General features: G+C 63.5%; 11 protein-coding genes and 1 riboswitch. Of the genes, 4 read left to right on the top strand and 7 right to left on the bottom strand.

Annotation, left to right across the window (positions count from 1 at the left end):
* Positions 1-13 precede the first annotated feature (13 nt).
* A complete protein-coding gene (locus ACVWW1_RS04065; protein ID WP_092115349.1) occupies positions 14-220 on the bottom strand; it encodes a hypothetical protein in 207 nt (68 codons plus the stop codon).
* A gap of 4,215 nt (positions 221-4,435) precedes the next feature.
* On the opposite strand from ACVWW1_RS04065, the gene recA reads away from it, so the two are divergent.
* Together recA and ACVWW1_RS04075 are read left to right on the top strand one after the other, a co-directional pair.
* Positions 4,436-5,530, top strand: a complete 1,095-nt coding sequence (gene recA, locus ACVWW1_RS04070; protein ID WP_176530286.1) for a recombinase RecA — start codon at positions 4,436-4,438, stop codon at positions 5,528-5,530.
* A gap of 108 nt (positions 5,531-5,638) precedes the next feature.
* Complete coding sequence (locus ACVWW1_RS04075; RefSeq protein WP_456654942.1) at positions 5,639-6,160, top strand: hypothetical protein; 522 nt, start codon at positions 5,639-5,641, stop codon at positions 6,158-6,160.
* A 300-nt stretch (positions 6,161-6,460) separates the two neighbouring features.
* Here the strand turns inward: ACVWW1_RS04075 and ACVWW1_RS04080 are convergent, their stop codons facing one another.
* The 4 genes from ACVWW1_RS04080 to gcvT all read right to left on the bottom strand — a co-directional run bounded on the left by ACVWW1_RS04080 (position 6,461) and on the right by gcvT (position 11,437).
* Entirely contained in the window at positions 6,461-6,892 is a 432-nt protein-coding gene (locus ACVWW1_RS04080; RefSeq protein WP_456654943.1) for an acyl-CoA thioesterase, read from the bottom strand.
* 117 nt (positions 6,893-7,009) lie between these two features.
* Positions 7,010-9,883 (bottom strand): aminomethyl-transferring glycine dehydrogenase, encoded by a 2,874-nt coding sequence (gene gcvP / locus ACVWW1_RS04085; RefSeq protein ID WP_456654944.1) that lies wholly within the window; start codon positions 9,881-9,883, stop codon positions 7,010-7,012.
* Positions 9,884-9,905: 22 nt separating this feature from the next.
* Entirely contained in the window at positions 9,906-10,271 is a 366-nt protein-coding gene (gcvH, locus tag ACVWW1_RS04090; RefSeq protein WP_146988090.1) for a glycine cleavage system protein GcvH, read from the bottom strand.
* A 20-nt stretch (positions 10,272-10,291) separates the two neighbouring features.
* Positions 10,292-11,437 carry a glycine cleavage system aminomethyltransferase GcvT gene (gene gcvT / locus ACVWW1_RS04095; protein WP_456654945.1) on the bottom strand — a complete coding sequence of 382 codons (1,146 nt, stop codon included), beginning with the start codon at positions 11,435-11,437 and terminating at the stop codon, positions 10,292-10,294.
* A gap of 141 nt (positions 11,438-11,578) precedes the next feature.
* Positions 11,579-11,667, bottom strand: a riboswitch (glycine riboswitch).
* A gap of 202 nt (positions 11,668-11,869) precedes the next feature.
* Between gcvT and alaS the strand changes: the two genes are divergently transcribed.
* Positions 11,870-14,557 (top strand): alanine--tRNA ligase, encoded by a 2,688-nt coding sequence (gene alaS, locus ACVWW1_RS04100; protein ID WP_456654946.1) that lies wholly within the window; start codon positions 11,870-11,872, stop codon positions 14,555-14,557.
* 41 nt (positions 14,558-14,598) lie between these two features.
* The gene (locus ACVWW1_RS04105) at positions 14,599-15,819 is read left to right on the top strand and encodes a cyclic nucleotide-gated ion channel (protein WP_456656616.1); all 1,221 of its coding nucleotides are present in this window, start codon (positions 14,599-14,601) and stop codon (positions 15,817-15,819) included.
* Between the two features lie 2 nt (positions 15,820-15,821).
* Here the strand turns inward: ACVWW1_RS04105 and ACVWW1_RS04110 are convergent, their stop codons facing one another.
* Positions 15,822-16,322 (bottom strand): DUF3455 domain-containing protein, encoded by a 501-nt coding sequence (locus ACVWW1_RS04110; protein ID WP_456654947.1) that lies wholly within the window; start codon positions 16,320-16,322, stop codon positions 15,822-15,824.
* Positions 16,323-16,359: 37 nt separating this feature from the next.
* A complete protein-coding gene (locus ACVWW1_RS04115; RefSeq protein WP_092115336.1) occupies positions 16,360-17,574 on the bottom strand; it encodes an NADP-dependent isocitrate dehydrogenase in 1,215 nt (404 codons plus the stop codon).
* Positions 17,575-17,705 lie beyond the last annotated feature (131 nt).

Below are 17,705 nucleotides of genomic sequence, written 5' to 3' on the forward strand. Positions count from 1 at the left end.
GACGGACTGCGTCTCAGTCCTGATCGCGGTGTCCGCGGGTCCGGCCGAGCCCGAGATTGTTCAGCTCGCGGTCGATCCGCAGCTGCACGCGGCGGATCGCCAACAGGTCGAGCTTTGCTTCGGTCTTGCCCGTGAAGACCCGATCGCCGATCTGGAAACGCCATTTCCAGACGCCGGGCATGAGCTGCGTGACGCTGAATTCGACGCCCTTGTGAATCATCTGGAACGGTTCCCGCGAATGAATGGCGGTCGTCGATATTTAAATCAAAGGTTGTAGCAACAACTAACACCCGTCAAACGATTGAGTGAAGCGGGGCGCCCGTTTGGGCGTCGTTGCGGATCCCGGAGTGGATCCGTTCGCCGACGGCATCGCCTTGCCTCGCGATGCGCAATCGGTGCGTCGGCCGGACAAGTCAAATGTTACGAACACTGCCGGAACCCGAGTCTTCCCTTGAACGCTACGTAGTTTTTTTGGGCGTCAGGAGGGGTACCAAGGTCGTATGCAGATTGTGCCAATCGTGATCCGGCTTCGCCAAATCTTTCGGCAACTCGTTGATTGTCCGATGCAGTCGAGACGAAGGTCGAGCCGCCTGCTCGCGGAACTTTGTTCTGCCCCGGAGAACTACGGATCGCGCCGCGCCGCAGCCCAAACGCTTCGACAACGGCTCCCGTCGGCGTGCCCGGATCGGCCCGGTTTCACTCCGGCTGATGCCTGACAGCACAACGCCGCCCGCTCGAAATGCTTGCGGACGGCGCTGGCCCTAGCCCCAGGAAGGTGTGCAAAATCCTGATAGCTGGGAGCCTATACAATTTGTGCCACAGCACATGTCCCAAATTGGCTATCACGGGGATCGGTCGGGACGGCTCGGCCTTCACCGATGGGGCAGACGACGTCACGCGAACGATTGCGACGGGTAAATGGCAAACCAGGCCACGCAGAAAATCAAAGCCACAGGGATGGAAACAGGCCAGCACCGACACGCCGGTACTGTCCTAATTCGGACACGGTCAGATGGGAGTTAGGACACTTGTCAAGTCGAGGTAGTCCGGGAGAGCGTTCTATATTGCCGACGTTCCCCGGTACACTTCACGGCGCTCTCAGCTGGACCGCGCGCTGAGTTTGCGCTCCGGGGAGAATCGCATCCGGAAAGAGGCCCTGACGCGCTAGCCCCCGTCGGGGCTTCTTGCTGTTTACGACATACGCTCAAATGTACGAACGCCCGCCCGCTTAAAATGCATGCGGACGGCGTCGGCTCTAGCCCCAGGAAGGATTTGCAAAATCCTGGCAAGGGTATGTCTGCATGGCGCATTAAAAAGTTTAATACCTCTGAAAGGTTAGTTGCGGGCAAGCAACGGGTGCGGCGCGCGCGCCGCCGAGATGAACCATGCCGGTTTAGAGCGGCCACGCTTGGCAGCGTGCTTGGCGGTGCAGTGGCCGCATATGAGCGCTATCGCGAGAACTGAACTCCAGCCGATTATGGGGGGCATGGCCCGACACCAGCCGAGGCGGCCTCTGAATGAGCGACCCCAGCACAGCGCAGACAAAGGCGGTCTCGACGCCATCGAATTGATTCCGGTTCGCTGACACCGTCGCGCTCCTAAATTGGAGCGCGTGGCCCGGGAGACATCAGCCACTCGGTCAAATGAGCGGTGGTCTCATTGTGACGCGCCTTTCTTAGCAATGCTTCCCGCTCTCGACACGGGGCAAGTCTTCTAGCTCGTTGGCGCAGCTCTCTGGCTTCCTGGGTGAGACGTTCTTCAAGGGGGATAATCTGAACTACCCGGCGTCGTCGTCGCTTCATGACACCTCTACCTCGCCTTCGGGTCCTAACCGTTGGGTTTGAGTTCCACGAATCCTAATATGCAAATGGCCGGTGCTCAGTTCCAAAGTGAACATTGCAAAGATCGCGATTTACGAACTCGGTTCACCCACGGAGAGATCCCGGTAGTCCTCTGTTCTGTGGACCTGGAACGGATGGTGTCGTGAATAGGACTGCTCGGTAGTCGTGTTGAGAACAACGGGCAACGCATGGTTGCGACGCGGTTAAACCCAAACTAGGCCACTCGAAATTTCAAAGTAGACCACTGGGAATGGAAACAGGCGGGTACCGACACGCCGGTGCTGTCCTAATTTGGGCACTCGCAACCTGGAATTAGGACGCGCAGCAGCGACGATCTGGAAGTCCTAACCGAGGACATACGGAAACGAAGCTGAGATCGAGATTAAAAAAAGAAAGAGGCCGCCGCCAACTGAGGCGGCCTTATCGTATGCCAGTGAGCATCACCGTGGCGAACAGCACCGCGCCAATGATCGCAATACCAAGACAGATGCGCGCTCGAACTACATACGAATCGAGATTGGGATGCTCCATCATGCCAACCTCCTCTTTGTCCCTTTCGTTGAGAGGCAAGCGGTCAGTTAACGCGAGCGTCTAATGTCAGGTTCCTGGTTCCGATAGCGAAACACCGTAGTTTATCGGAATCCTAAAGGTCTGTTGAAAACTCTAACGTAAGACTTGCCGGGGCTAGATTTTCATCCCGAACAGATTTTCGAAACTAAACCGGCAAGGGGCCGCGCGTGGAGCGGCCCCTTTCGATTCGCCCAAATGAGGCGGCCAGAAAGGCTCAAACATGCAGCCGAAGATCAAAGAGCGTATCTGCCCAAACTGCAATGGAATGGGCGTCCAGCCAATTGCGCAGGCGGTGCAGCCGGGTCACAGAATCTATCGCGGTCAAATGCACGGCCTGCGAAGGCAAGGGCAAGATCAGGGACTAAGGCGGCCCAGACAAAGCTACGCCGCCCGTTTGAAACTCTTACAGGCGGCGTAGCCCTTCCAGTCCGAGAGGGTAGGAACAAAATCCCGGATATTGCACTTTCGAGTGCGATGACCTTTTACTTGCGGAGCCAGAAGTAATTCAGGACCGCCTTGATTGCCGTATCGCTCTTGCTTGCCCAGCGCCTACGAAAATTGACTATCCTGCTTGCGCCGCTTTGCGCATGGAAATGGTATCGACCCCTCACGTCAGCGCTCGTGAAGCCGGCGACCGCAGCCAGTCGCTCAACTGTGAGGCGGTTTCGGCAAGGCGCGCCTTGCGGACAAGGCGGGAGCGCTCGACGCCGGTGGAGTGCCCCCAAGCCTCCTTCAGGAGCCGCTGTGCCTTGATGTTGAGACGCTCTTCAAGTGATTCTGTGTGCAGAACATCCACCGCGCGACTCAGTAGTCCTACCGAGAACAACGGCTAAGCCTCGGTTACCGCTCGGTTAATTCAAAACAGGCCACTTCCAGATTCAGCTTAGGCCACTGGGGGATAAAACAGGGCCAGTCCGCACGCCGGTGCTGTCCTAATTAGGACACTCGCAAAATGAAATTAGGACACGCATGAGTCGGTTGATTGTCGTCAACGGCCGATGCAAACGGCGGCCTATTCTCTCTTCATGATTTGGCACCAAATTGAAACCGCGCCATTCAACCGCGTTTTGGAGTTGGCCGTAATCGACTCGGATGGCCTCCACGCGCTCGTATTCCCCTGTTGCCGAGTTCTCGGCGGATGGGTCAATGCCGATTCAAATCGGCCCGTTGTGGTTCATCCGACCCATTGGAGAGAGTGGAATATCATCGGCTCGGCTCCCTCTTCGACGCGCCACTGATCCCCGTGAGGTTTGCGCAGCAATGCCTGGTGCCACTCGCTGGGCGGTTTCTTTGGGATTGGCGCTGGCATTCGCATTTGCCAAGTGGGGATAGAATCGGGGATTACCCGGGCCGTTGCACTTTTCGCACGTCACTTCAAGTGGTTTCAAGATCGCCATCTCAAGAAGAGGCCGCCAACTGAGGCGGCCCTAAGCAGGCGAAATGAACAGATCAATCAAGGGCCGTTTGATCGGCCTAGCCGCAATCGAGTTGGTCATCGGCGTTATGTGGCTGTTCGGTACGACCAACCCGGCGGTTTTCGCTTGGGTGGCAATCGGTCTACCCGTACTGTTTCTGACGTTTGCTGCGCCTATAGCGTCGTACATCAGGTACCGCCGCTCTTTGACTCAAAACGGGTCGTCCTCAAATCCTGGCTAGGGGCAACTGCGGCCTACCGGAACTCCGTTCGCCCACGGAGAACTCCGGTAACACTTCTCCCCTGTGGAGAAGAACAGTTATCGGACAATAAGAATTGCTATCGGCAGAACATTGGATTGCCGACTCAGTAGTCTTACCGAGAACAGCGGCCAAGCCTCGGTTACCGCTCGGTTAATTCAAAACAGGCCACTTCCAAATTCAACTTAGGCCACTAGGGGATAAAACAGGCCAGCACCCGCACGCCAGAAAGAACATATTGCGAACATAGAACAAACGTGGTACGGGGTTCCTATCAGCAACGCATTCCGCCTGATCGCATCGCCCATCTTTCCCGCTAGCGAATCCCCGCCATAAGGAGCACATCCCAAATGTCCGCTACTGCACTGCGTATCGTCGAAGGATCCTCCATGGACAAGTCCAAGGCCCTCTCAGCCGCGCTCTCCCAGATCGAGCGCCAGTTCGGCAAGGGCTCGGTGATGAAGCTCGGCAAGAACGACCGTTCGATGGATGTCGAGACGGTGTCGTCGGGGTCACTGGGACTCGATATCGCGCTCGGCGTCGGCGGTCTGCCGAAGGGACGTGTCGTCGAGATCTACGGGCCGGAATCCTCGGGCAAGACCACGCTGGCGCTGCACACCGTGGCGGAAGGCCAGAAGAAGGGCGGCATCTGCGCCTTCATCGACGCCGAACACGCGCTCGATCCGGTCTATGCGCGCAAGCTCGGCGTCAACATCGACGAGCTCCTGATCTCGCAGCCGGACACCGGCGAGCAGGCGCTGGAGATTTGCGACACGCTGGTGCGCTCCGGCGCGGTCGACGTGCTGGTGATCGATTCGGTCGCGGCACTGGTGCCGAAGGCCGAGCTCGAGGGCGAGATGGGCGACGCGCTGCCAGGCCTGCAGGCGCGCCTGATGAGCCAGGCGCTGCGCAAGCTCACCGCCTCGATCAACAAGTCCCACACCATGGTGATCTTCATCAACCAGATCCGCATGAAGATCGGCGTGATGTACGGCTCGCCGGAGACCACGACCGGCGGCAACGCGCTGAAATTCTATGCCTCGGTCCGCCTCGACATCCGCCGCATCGGCGCGATCAAGGAGCGCGACGAGGTGGTCGGCAACACCACCCGCGTCAAGGTGGTGAAGAACAAGCTGGCACCGCCCTTCAAGCAGGTCGAGTTCGACATCATGTACGGCGAGGGCGTCTCCAAGATGGGCGAGATCCTCGACCTCGGCGTCAAGGCCGGCATTGTCGAGAAGTCCGGCGCCTGGTTCTCGTATGACAGCCAGCGGCTCGGCCAGGGCCGCGAGAACTCCAAGGCGTTCCTGAAGGCGAATCCCGACATCACCGCCAAGATCGAAGCTGCGATCCGCCAGAACTCCGGCCTGATCGCCGAGCAGATCCTTGCCGGTACGCCCGAGCGCGATGCCGACGGGGAAGAGCCGGCGGCCGCTGAGGAATAAGCTTCAAGGCTGGCACGATTTCGCTACAAGCGGGCGCTGAGGACGTTGAGTTGCCGACGTCTTCGGCGCCCGTTTGGTTTTGTAGCCGGTGTTCAGTGAGTTGAAGCGGTGAAGCGCCTGATCTTGGGTAATCCATCTGGGCTCGACCTGAAACGCGCAGGTCTGGGCGACGCGGTGCTTCCGCTTTCATTTCGCTTCACCTGGGGCGTGCTGCCTTCGCCACAAGAGCTGGCGGCCTATTTCAGCGTGCGAGCGGGCCAGAAGCCGGGGAATCATTGGTCGGATTGGATTTCCCCGTCCGCGAAGCGCGCGACTTGGAAGGACCTCGCGTTCAACGATTATTGCCAGTCGTTCGACATCATCGAATTGTGGTTTGACCCTGCCCCAAACGATCAGCTGCAGTTGATCTGGGTGCTCGATCAGTTTCATGCTCAGCCGGACATGTTAGCGAAGCTGAAATTGCGTCTCGTCGGCTTCAGCCTGCTAACGATGGACCCGGCATGGCGCGGTTGGAACGAGGTCCCGCTGGCTAACATCCGACTGTGGATATCGAGACCGCAAGCATGTGCTGGCAGGCGTATCGGGCGACAACTCCGCAGACGTGTTTCGATATGGTGCACCGCGACCTGAGTGCGTTTCCCTTGCTGAGGCCGGCTCTGCTGGATCTGCTTCGTGAGCTGCCATGGAGCGGATCGGGACTTGGCGCGACCGAGATGCGGTTGCTCGAGCTGATCGCGGCGGGATTCATGAGGACCAACGCGCTATTCTACCTCCGCGGCTTTCGCCAGCGCGGCGTCTTCAACGACATGGAAATCGGCAGGCTGCTCGAGGGGCTTGTGCATGGACCGCAGCCGGCGATCGCCGGGCTCGACGATGGCTTGCGCTCTATCGACCCGGACAATGCGAGAGGTCGCCTGGGCAGGCGGCGTGTTACGCCAGCACCGTTTCCCGGCTCGCAATCAGCGCACGCAGGTCTTCCGTCACGGCGACCGATTGGTGGGTCTTTTGATCTGTGGCGACCCAGATGATCTCGCCGGTCGCGCGCAGGTCGTCGGAGCCCTTGGCGAAGATCGCGAGTGTGAGCACGATCGAGGAACGGCCGATCTTCGCGACCCGCACGCAGACCTCGATGTCCTCGTCGAACCGGATCGGCGCCTTGTACTCGACCACCGATTTCACGGTGTGAAAGTCGATGCCGGTCCGCGCGACCTCGCCGAGATAGTCGTAGCCGAGCGCGCGGAAATATTCTGTTATCGCGGTATCGAAGTAGGTCAGGTAGTGCGCGTTGAACACCACGGCCTGCGCGTCGACTTCGGAATAGCGGACGCGAAACGGGAAATGAAACCAGAATTCCTCGCGCATGTTTCCTCCTGCGGCGGTATTGCTCGCCGTCGTTCGCCCGCGGTCTCGTCGGGCCTTATGATTGCCGGACCGTAGGATGGGTTTCGCTGCGCTCTACCCATCCTGCAACATGGCCCGTTACTCCGCCGCATGCGCGTAATCCTCGGTCGGCGGGCACGAGCACACCAGATTGCGGTCGCCGTAGACATTGTCGACGCGGCCGACTGGGCTCCAGTATTTGTCGGACCGCGACACGCCGGCCGGGAAGCAACCCTCGGCGCGGGCGTAGGCCCGGTTCCAGGCGTCGTCGGCGATGTCGTGGACGGTGTGCGGTGCGTGGCGCAGCGGCGACGCCTCGACCTTCCAGCGGCCCTTCTCGATCTCCGCGATCTCGCCCCGGATCGCGATCATCGCGTCGCAGAAGCGGTCGATCTCGAACTTCGATTCCGATTCCGTCGGTTCGATCATCAGCGTGCCCGCCACCGGGAAGCTCATGGTCGGCGCGTGGAAGCCGTAGTCGATCAGCCGCTTGGCGATGTCGTCGACGGTGACGCCGCTGGTCGTCTTCAGCGCCCGCGGGTCGACGATGCATTCATGCGCGACGCGGCCGCGCTCGTTGCGATACAGCACCGGGAAGTGCGGCTGCAGCCGCGCTGCGATGTAGTTGGCATTGAGGATCGCAATTTCGGTGGCGCGCGTGAGCCCTTCGCCGCCCATCATCAGGATGTAGATATAGGAGATGGTCAGGATCGACGCCGAGCCGAACGGCGCGGCCGACACCGGGCCGATGGCGTGTGCGGTCGCCCCGTCGGTTGCGGGATGGCCGGGCAGATAGGGCGCAAGATGCGCCTTCACGCCGATCGGGCCCATGCCGGGGCCGCCGCCACCATGCGGGATGCAGAAGGTCTTGTGCAGATTGAGATGGCTGACATCGGCACCGTAATCGCCGGGCCGCGACAGCCCGACCTGCGCGTTCATGTTGGCGCCGTCGAGATAGACCTGGCCGCCATGCGCATGCACGATGTCGCAGATCTCGCTGATATGCTCCTCGAACACGCCGTGGGTCGACGGATAGGTGATCATCACAGCGGCGAGATTGGCCGAATGCTTCTCCGCCTTGGCGCGGAGATCGTTGACGTCGACGTCGCCGCGGGCGTCGCAGGCCACCACCACCACGTCCATGCCGACCATCGCGGCCGAGGCCGGATTGGTGCCGTGCGCGGAGGAGGGGATCAGGCACACCTTGCGGTGCGGCTCGCCGCGCGCGAGGTGATAGCCACGGATCGCCAACAGCCCGGCATATTCGCCCTGCGCACCGGAGTTCGGCTGCAGCGAGATAGCGTCATAGCCGGTGATGTCGCACAGCCACTGCTCCAGCCGCTTGAACAGCGCGTGATAACCCTTGGCCTGATCCGCAGGCGCGAACGGATGCAGGTTGCCGAACGCCGGCCAGGTCAGCGGGATCATCTCGGTGGTGGCGTTGAGCTTCATCGTGCAGGAGCCGAGCGGGATCATCGCACGGTCGAGCGCGAGGTCGCGATCGCTGAGCTTGCGCATGTAGCGCAGCAGCTCGGTCTCCGAGCGGTGGGTGTTGAACACCGGGTGGATGAGGAAGGCGCTGGTGCGCCGCAGCTCCTTCGGCAGCGCCTCGCGCGCGGCCGCCTCGATCTCGGCGAAGGTGAGCTTGCCGCCGAACACGCGCCACACCGCTTCGACCGTCTCCGGCGTCGTGGTCTCGTCGAGCGCAATGCCGAGCGTGGTTGCGCCGATGCGCAGATTGATCCGCTCCGCCTGCGCGCGAGAGACAATCTCGATCTGCTTCGCGCCGACCTCGACCGTCACGGTGTCGAAGAATGCCTCGCTGGTCGGCGCAAAGCCGAGCTTGCGCAGGCCGGCGGCGAGCACGGTGGCGCGGCGATGCACGCTGCGCGCGATGTGCGTCAGGCCTTCCGGGCCGTGATACACCGCATACATCGAAGCGATCACGGCGAGCAGCACCTGCGCAGTACAGATGTTGGAGGTCGCCTTCTCTCGGCGGATATGCTGCTCGCGGGTCTGCAGCGCCAGCCGATAGGCCGGTGCACCGCGCGAATCCACCGAGAGGCCAACGATGCGGCCGGGCAGCGAGCGCTTCAGCGTGTCACGCACCGCCATGTAGGCAGCGTGCGGTCCGCCATAACCCATCGGCACGCCGAACCGCTGCGCCGAACCGATTGCAATGTCGGCGCCGAGCTCACCGGGCGAGGTCAGCAAAGCCAGCGACAGCAGGTCCGCGGCCACGATCGCAAGCGCACCCTTGGCGTGCAGCGATGCGATCGCCGGCCGGAGGTCGCGCACCGCGCCTGTCGTGCCGGGATATTGCAGCAGCGCGCCGAGCACGTCGGCCTTGTCGAGCTCGGTCAGGGGATCGCCGACCACCAGCGCCCAGCCGAGTGGCGCGGCGCGCGTGCGCATCACCGCCAGCGTCTGCGGATGCACCTCCTTGTCGACGAAGAACACCTTTGCCTTGACCTGCGAGTGGCGCTCGGCGAGCGCCATCGCTTCGGCGGCCGCGGTCGCCTCGTCGAGCAGCGAGGCGTTGGCGACGTCGAGCCCGGTGAGGTCACAGATCATGGTCTGGAAATTGAACAGGGCTTCGAGCCGCCCCTGGCTGATCTCCGGCTGGTACGGCGTATAGGCGGTGTACCAGGCCGGGTTCTCAAGGATGTTGCGCTGGATCACCGCGGGCAGGATGGTGCCGGAATAGCCCTGGCCGATCAGCGAGGTGAAGGTCCGGTTCTGCGCGGCGAGCTCGCTCATATGCGCGAGCGCCTCGGTCTCGCTCAGCGCCCGGCCCAGATCGAGCGGCGCCTTCTGAAGGATCGATGCCGGCAGCGTCTCATTCATCAGCGCCTGCAGGCTCGCGGCGCCGACCGTTTCCAGCATCGCGTTGATGTCGCGCGGTGACGGTCCGATGTGGCGGCGGACGAAATCGGTGGCGGCTTCGTTGATCGGCTTGAAGGGCGCGTTCATGGCTTGATCCTTAAACTGATCCTCAGGCGGTGTGTGCGGCGTAGGCGGCCTCGTCCATCAGGCCGCCGAGTTCGCCCTTGTCTGCAATCCTGAGCTTGAAGAACCAAGCCTTGCCGCCGGCATCCGAATTGACCAGCGCGGGCTCGGCGGCGAGCGCCTCGTTGACCTCGATCACTTCGCCGGTGATCGGCGCGTAGACGTCGGAGGCGGCCTTGACGGATTCGACGACCGCGGCGGCCTCGGCTTTCTTCAGGCTGCGGCCGACCTTGGGCAGTTCGACGAACACGACGTCGCCGAGTTGCGACTGCGCGTAGTCGGTGATCCCGATCGTGGCGACGTCGCCCTCGATGCGGAGCCATTCGTGGTCGGACGTGTACAGCGTCGTCATGGGGATCGATCCTTTGGCGTTTAGCGTTTGTAGGTATTGGGGACGAAGGGCGTGGCGGCGACCTTGAGCGGCAGCCGTTGGCCGCGCACTTCGGCGAAAACCGTGGTGCCTAGCGCGGAAAGGGATGTCGGCAGATAGCCCATCGCAACCGGCGCATTGAGGCTCGGGCCGAAGCCGCCCGAGGTCACGTTGCCGATTGGCTCGGTCGAGGTCGGATCGGCGAACAGGCCGGCGCCTTCGCGCACCGGCGCGCGGCCGTCGGGCCTCAGGCCGACACGGCGGCGAGCGGCGCCGTCGGCGAACTGTGCGAGAATCTTGTCGGCACCCGGAAAACCGCCGGCTCGGGCGCCGCCGCTGCGGCGGACCTTCTGCACCGACCACTCCAGCGCGCCTTCGACCGGCGTCGTCGTGGTGTCGATGTCATGACCATAGAGGCAGAGCCCGGCCTCGAGCCGCAGGCTGTCGCGCGCGCCGAGCCCGATCGGAAGTACATCGGGATTGTCCAGCAATGCGGTGACCAAGGCTTCCGCCTTGTCTGCGGGCATGGAAATCTCAAAACCGTCCTCGCCGGTATAGCCGGAGCGTGAGACGAAGCAGTCGATATCGCCGACGCGGCGCGGACCGGCGTCCATGAATTTCATCGAACTGACATCTGCACAAAGTTTCGCCAACGCCGATTCGGCCTTCGGCCCCTGCAGCGCGATCAGCGCGCGATCGGCCAGCGACACGATTTCGCAGGCTTCGGAGAGATGCGCGCGCAGATGCGCCTCGTCCTCGGCCTTGCAGGCGGCGTTGACCACCAGGAATAGGTGATCGCCGAAATTCGCGACCATCAGGTCGTCGAGCAGGCCGCCGTCGTCGTTGGTGAATTGCGCGTAGCGCTGCCGTCCCGGCGCGATGCCGACGATGTCCTGCGGCACCAGCTTTTCGAGCGCGAGCGCGGCGTCCGCGACCTTGCCCGACTTCGCCCTCAGCACGAGCTGGCCCATGTGGGACACGTCGAACAGGCCGGCTTCCTTGCGGGTGTGCAGGTGCTCCTTCAGCACGCCGGCGGTGTATTGCACCGGCATGTCGTAGCCGGCGAACGGCACCATCTTGGCTCCGCGCACCAGATGCAGCGCGTGCAGCGGGGTCTGTTTCAGCGGGGAGGTTTCGCGCGCAAGCATCACGGGGCCCTCGCGGTTCCCGCCGGGGACCTATTTCCCCTTGAGAAACCTGCAGAAAGCCCCATCTGTCGCTGTGCCTGAGAGTATTATCCCGTCGGCGGACGCATCGGGGAGAACCCCAGCGCCTCTTTCCAGATGTTAGACGTCACGCGGTCCTTTTGCCTGAGAGTTTCCGGGGCGGTTGCTCCTTCGGCGCCGGCGGTAAGGCCGGTCTCTCCCGACGTGACTAATAACAGGTAGGTAGAAAACACGGCGCCACCAAGACTGTCAACGCGGCTCTCGCTGCTATCCAATGGGCTTTGTGCTGCCGCGGCAAGTCCATGATCCGCCTGCACAGTTTCTGGACACCGCAGCTGGCAATGTCTAAAAGCGTTCGGCCGGAAAATGACGCCTTTTTGCGGCTGGCCGGCCCCTTTTTCCGATTGGATGAACATGAGCAGCGTCAACGACATCAGGTCGACATTTCTGAACTTCTTCAAGGAGAACGGCCACGAGATCGTGGCGTCGTCGCCGCTGGTTCCGCGCAACGACCCGACCCTGATGTTCACCAATGCCGGCATGGTGCAGTTCAAGAACGTCTTCACCGGCGTCGAGAAGCGCGGCTATCATCGTGCCACGACGTCGCAGAAGTGCGTCCGCGCCGGCGGCAAGCATAACGACCTCGACAATGTCGGCTACACCGCGCGCCATCTCACCTTCTTCGAGATGCTCGGCAACTTCTCGTTCGGCGACTACTTCAAGGAGCGCGCGATCGAGCTCGCCTGGAATCTGATCACCAAGGATTTCGGGCTGAAAAAGGACAAGCTGCTCGTCACCGTCTACCACACCGACGACGAGGCGGCCGGCTACTGGAAGAAGATCGCGGGCTTCTCGGACGATCGCATCATCCGCATCGCGACCTCGGACAATTTCTGGGCGATGGGCGATACCGGCCCGTGCGGTCCGTGCTCCGAAATCTTCATCGATCGCGGCGAGCATATCTGGGGCGGACCTCCGGGGAGCCCGGAAGAGGACGGTGATCGTTTCCTCGAATTCTGGAACCTGGTGTTCATGCAATACGAGCAGGTGACGAAGGAGGAGCGCGTGGCGCTGCCGCGTCCCTCGATCGACACCGGCATGGGGCTGGAGCGCATGGCCTGCATCCTGCAGGGCGTCGAGAGCGTGTTCGAGACCGATCTGTTCCGCCACCTGATCGATGCGGCCGCATCGGCCCTCGGCCATGGGCCGAACCCACAGAACGTGGCGTCGTACCGGGTGATCGCTGACCATCTGCGCTCCTCGGCGTTCCTGATTGCCGACGGCGTGCTGCCGTCGAACGAGGGCCGCGGCTATGTGCTGCGCCGGATCATGCGCCGCGCAATGCGCCACGCGCAGCTGCTCGGCGCGAGCGAGCCGCTGATGCATCGCCTGGTCTGGGCGCTGGTCCGCGAGATGGGCCAGGCCTATCCCGACCTGGTGCGCGCGGAGAAGCTGATCGAGGAGACGCTGCAGCTGGAAGAGACTCGCTTCCGCAAGACGCTGGTGCGCGGCCTCTCGATCCTCGATGAGAAAAGCGCCGGCCTCAAGAAGGGCGACATGTTCGACGGCGACACCGCGTTCACGCTGTACGACACCTACGGATTCCCGCTGGACCTGACGCAGGACGCGCTGAAGTCGCGCGGCATCAGCGTCGACCAGGCATCGTTCACCGATGCGATGAACCGCCAGCGCGAGAAGGCGCGCGCCTCCTGGGCAGGCTCTGGCGAGGCGGCTACCGAGACCATCTGGTTCCCGCTGCGCGAGAAGCTCGGCGCAACCGAATTCCTCGGCTATGAGACCGAGAGCGCGGAAGGCGTGGTGACGGCTCTGGTCAAGGACGGCGCCGAGGTCGACGGCCTCAAGGCCGGCGAGAGCGGCGCGATCGTGCTGAACCAGACGCCGTTCTATGCCGAGTCCGGTGGTCAGGTCGGCGATGTCGGCATCCTGACCGGCGAGGGGGTCAAATTCCGCGTCACCGATATGCAGAAGAAGGCCGGCGATCTGTTCGTGCATGTCGGCACGGTGGAGCAGGGCACCCTGAACGTCGGCACCGCGCTGCAGCTCGAGGTCGACCACGCCAGGCGTTCGTCGATCCGCGCCAACCACTCGGCGACGCATCTGCTGCACGAGGCGCTGCGCCAGGTGCTCGGCGATCACATCGCGCAACGCGGCTCGCTGGTCGCGCCCGATCGCCTGCGCTTCGATTTCGTGCATCCGAAGCCGATTACGCCGGAGGAGCTCGCCCGGGTCGAGGACATCGCCAATGATGTCGTGCTCGAGAATGACGAGGTGACGACCCGCGTCATGGGTGTCGACGACGCCCGCGAGGCCGGTGCGCGCGCACTGTTCGGCGAGAAGTATGGCGACGAGGTTCGCGTCGTCTCGATGGGCAAGAGCGCCCGCGAGCACGGCCAGAACGCGCTTGGCTGGTCGGTCGAGCTCTGCGGCGGCACCCATGTTCGCCGCACCGGCGACATCGGCCTGATTTCGGTGACCAGCGAGAGCGCGGTCGCGTCCGGCGTCCGCCGCATCGAGGCGCTGACCGGACATCATGCGCGCAGGCACGCCAACGACACCATGACGCTGGCGAAGACCGCGGCGGCCGAGTTGCGCACCACGATCGAGGATGTGCCGGCGCGCATCGCGGTCCTGATGGAGGAGCGCAAGAAGCTCGAGCGCGACCTGTCGGATGCCCGCAAGAAGCTCGCGATGGGCGGCGGAGCGTCGTCGAATGGTGCCGCCTCCGGCGTGCGCGAGGTCGGCAACGTCAAGCTGCTCGCGCGCGCGGTCGAAGGCGTCGAGACCAAGGACCTGAAGAGCCTCGTCGACGACGGCAAGAAGCAGATCGGCTCCGGCGTGGTCGCGATCGTCGGCGTCACCGAGGACGGCAAGGCCGGCATCGTGGTCGGCGTCACCGCCGACCTGACCTCGCGCTTCAACGCGGTCGAGCTGGTGCGCAAGGGCTCCGAGGTGCTCGGCGGCAAGGGGGGCGGTGGCCGGCCCGACATGGCGCAGGCCGGCGGGCCCGACGGTGCCAAGGCCGACGCCGCGCTGTCGGCGATCGAGCAGGCCATGACTCAACAGGCATCGGCCGGCGCCTGACGGAGAGGCTGATCGTGGCGACGGCTCCAGGCAAGCCCACGATGAGCGATCCCGGACTGCGGGGGCGTCTCTACGAGCTGCTCGAGCAGGACCACCTGCCATATTCAGTCGGCGCGCGATTTGTCCGGCTCGTCGTCGCGATCATCACCGTCGATGTGCTGGCGGCGATCCTGGCGTCGGTGCCGGAGGTCGATGCCCAGTTCTGGTGGCTGTTCACGGCGATCGAGATCACCGCGGTGACCGCCTTCGCGCTGGAATATGCCGCGCGGCTCTGGAGCGTGGTCGGCCGCTCGCTGCGCGACATGACGCCGCTGCAGGCGCGGCTGGAATACGCCTGCTCGGCGCTCGGCGTGATCGACCTGCTCGCCTTCCTGCCGTCGGCCATCGCGCTCGCGATCGGTGACAAGACCGCGCTGGTGCTGTTCGGCATGCTGCCGTTCCTCAAGCTGGTGCGCTATTCGACCGCGATGCGCTCGCTGCTGGCGGCGCTGCATGCCGAGCGGCGCACGCTGTTCGGCTGCGTCGTGATCCTGACCGGCGCGGTGCTGCTGTTCGCCTCGCTGCTCTATGCCATCGAGCACAAGGTGCAGCCGGACAAGTTCGGCACCATGCCGCAGGCGATGTGGTGGGCGATCGTGACGCTCGGGACCGTCGGTTACGGCGACGTCGTCCCGGTGACGGTGCTCGGCCGGATGGTCACGGTGGTTGCGATCGTGGTCGGCTTTGCGATGATCGCGCTGCCGGTCGCGATCGTCTCGACCGCGTTCGCCGACGAGGTCCGGCGCCGCGACTTCGTCGTGACCTGGGGCATGCTGGCGCGAGTGCCGCTGTTCTCACATCTCGGCGCTGCCGAGATCGCCGACATCATGCGCCTGCTGCGGTCGCAGACCATCGAGGCCGGCGAGGTGCTGGTGCGGCGCGGCGATCCGGCGTCGTCGATGTATTTCATCACCGCCGGCGAGGTCGAGATCGACCTGCCGAGCCAACGCGTGCGGCTTGCCGACGGCTCGTTCTTCGGCGAGATCGCGCTGCTCAGGCGGACCAGCCGCTCCGGCACGGTGACGGCGACGCGGAAGACCAAGCTGCTGCTGCTCGATGCGCAGGACTTCCATGCCCTGACCGAGCGGATCCCGGCGCTCGGCGCCCATGTCAGGGAGACGGCGGAGGCGCGGCTTGCCGACCCGCTTGCGGCCGGTGGCGACCTTGCCGCCGGCGAGATCGCCCAGGTACCGCACGAGACCGACGGCGGCATTCGCGATTAGGCTTAGTCTCTCCGCAGAAACACGTAATCCGCCGAATACGCCGCGCTCTTCAGTGCGCCTGATTTGTCGCAGGCGCCGCTGAGTTCGCCGCCCGAGGTGTTGATCCGCTGCACCGTGGCGACGCTGGAGAGCAGGCCGTTGCCGCGGTGGGAGATCACCTCGAGCTTCAGCCAGGGAATGTCCGCTGGCGTTGCGCCGGGCGCGCTGCCGGCGGTGCGGGCGGTCACGGCGCTGCCGTCGACATGCTCCCAGTTCGGTCCGGCATAGTGCCGGCCGACGGTGCGGCCATCGGCGATCAGGGTGGCGACCGGTTCGCGGAACGACCAGGCGAGCTTGCCGTCGATGACCAGCTTGCACTCATAGACCTGCGCGCCCTCGGCGTGGACGGTGAGGACCGCGGTCTCGTCGGGCGCCGCAACGGGGGCGGGCAGCGGATCGGCAGCGAGTGCCGCCGATCCGGTCAGCAGCAAGGATGCGAGCGTCACCCGGCCGGGAAAGGTCATGGTCACGCTCGCTGCTGTGTTCGGCAACAGGCAGCCGTTAGGCCGCCATCGCCTTTCCGAGATTCTCGGCGACCTTGTCGAGGAAGCCGGTGGTGGAGAGCCAGCGCTGGTCGGCGCCGACCAGGAGCGCGAGGTCCTTGGTCATGTAGCCTTCTTCGACGGTCGCGACGCAGACCTTCTCCAGGGTGGTGGCGAACTTCGCCAGTTCCGGGTTGTTGTCGAGCTTGGCGCGGTGGGCCAGGCCACGGGTCCAGGCAAAGATCGACGCGATCGAGTTGGTCGAGGTCTCCTTGCCTTTCTGGTGCTCGCGGTAGTGGCGGGTCACGGTGCCGTGGGCGGCTTCGGCTTCCACCGTCTTGCCGTCCGGGGTGAGCAGCACCGAGGTCATCAGGCCGAGCGAGCCGTAGCCCTGGGCCACGGTGTCGGACTGCACGTCGCCGTCATAGTTCTTGCAGGCCCAGACATAGCCGCCGGACCATTTCAGCGCCGAGGCGACCATGTCGTCGATCAGGCGGTGCTCGTAGGTCAGGCCCTTGGCCTCGAATTCCTTCTTGAACTCGCGGTCGTAGATGTCCTGGAAGATGTCCTTGAAGCGGCCGTCATAGACCTTGAGGATGGTGTTCTTGGTCGAGAGGTAGACCGGGTAGTTGCGCAGCAGGCCGTAGTTCAGCGAGGCGCGGGCGAAATCGATGATGGAGTCGTCGAGATTGTACATCTCCATCGCGACGCCGGCGCCCGGCGCCTTGAACACTTCCCGCTCGATCACGGTGCCGTCCTCGCCGACGAACTTCAGCGACAGCGTGCCCTTGCCGGGGAACTTGATGTCGGTGGCACGGTACTGGTCGCCATAGGCGTGGCGGCCGATGATGATCGGCTTGGTCCAACCGGGAACCAGGCGCGGCACGTTCTTGCAGATGATCGGCTCGCGGAAGATCACGCCGCCGAGGATGTTGCGGATGGTGCCGTTCGGCGACTTCCACATCTGCTTCAGGCCGAACTCCTTCACCCGGGCCTCGTCGGGGGTGATGGTGGCGCATTTGACGCCGACGCCGACCTTCTTGATGGCTTCGGCGGCGTCGATGGTCACCTGGTCATTGGTCTCATCGCGGTATTCCATGCCCAGATCGAAATAGAGCAGTTCGACATCCAGGAACGGGTTGATCAGCTTGTCCTTGATGTACTGCCAGATGATCCGGGTCATCTCGTCGCCATCGAGCTCGACGACGGGGTTGGATACCTTGATTTTTGCCATGACGGGGAGGCCCTCTTGGGAACGGCGCGCTTTTGACGGCGGGGGTGGAATACGCCTGCGCTATAGCACCGCCCGGGGACGGGCGGAAGCGCACCGGTTATGCACTTTCAGCCCATCTTTTCGCCGAGAAC

The organism is Bradyrhizobium sp. JR3.5 (assembly GCF_054057015.1).

Coding starts and splice junctions, on each gene's coding strand:
- gcvP (WP_456654944.1), bottom strand. CDS start 9,883: ATGAACGCGCCCTTCAAGCCGATCAACGAAGCCGCCACCGATTTCGTC.
- alaS (WP_456654946.1), top strand. CDS start 11,870: ATGAGCAGCGTCAACGACATCAGGTCGACATTTCTGAACTTCTTCAAG.
- gcvT (WP_456654945.1), bottom strand. CDS start 11,437: ATGCTTGCGCGCGAAACCTCCCCGCTGAAACAGACCCCGCTGCACGCG.
- recA (WP_176530286.1), top strand. CDS start 4,436: ATGTCCGCTACTGCACTGCGTATCGTCGAAGGATCCTCCATGGACAAG.
- ACVWW1_RS04080 (WP_456654943.1), bottom strand. CDS start 6,892: ATGCGCGAGGAATTCTGGTTTCATTTCCCGTTTCGCGTCCGCTATTCC.
- gcvH (WP_146988090.1), bottom strand. CDS start 10,271: ATGACGACGCTGTACACGTCCGACCACGAATGGCTCCGCATCGAGGGC.
- ACVWW1_RS04110 (WP_456654947.1), bottom strand. CDS start 16,322: ATGACCTTTCCCGGCCGGGTGACGCTCGCATCCTTGCTGCTGACCGGA.
- ACVWW1_RS04115 (WP_092115336.1), bottom strand. CDS start 17,574: ATGGCAAAAATCAAGGTATCCAACCCCGTCGTCGAGCTCGATGGCGAC.
- ACVWW1_RS04065 (WP_092115349.1), bottom strand. CDS start 220: ATGATTCACAAGGGCGTCGAATTCAGCGTCACGCAGCTCATGCCCGGC.
- ACVWW1_RS04105 (WP_456656616.1), top strand. CDS start 14,599: ATGAGCGATCCCGGACTGCGGGGGCGTCTCTACGAGCTGCTCGAGCAG.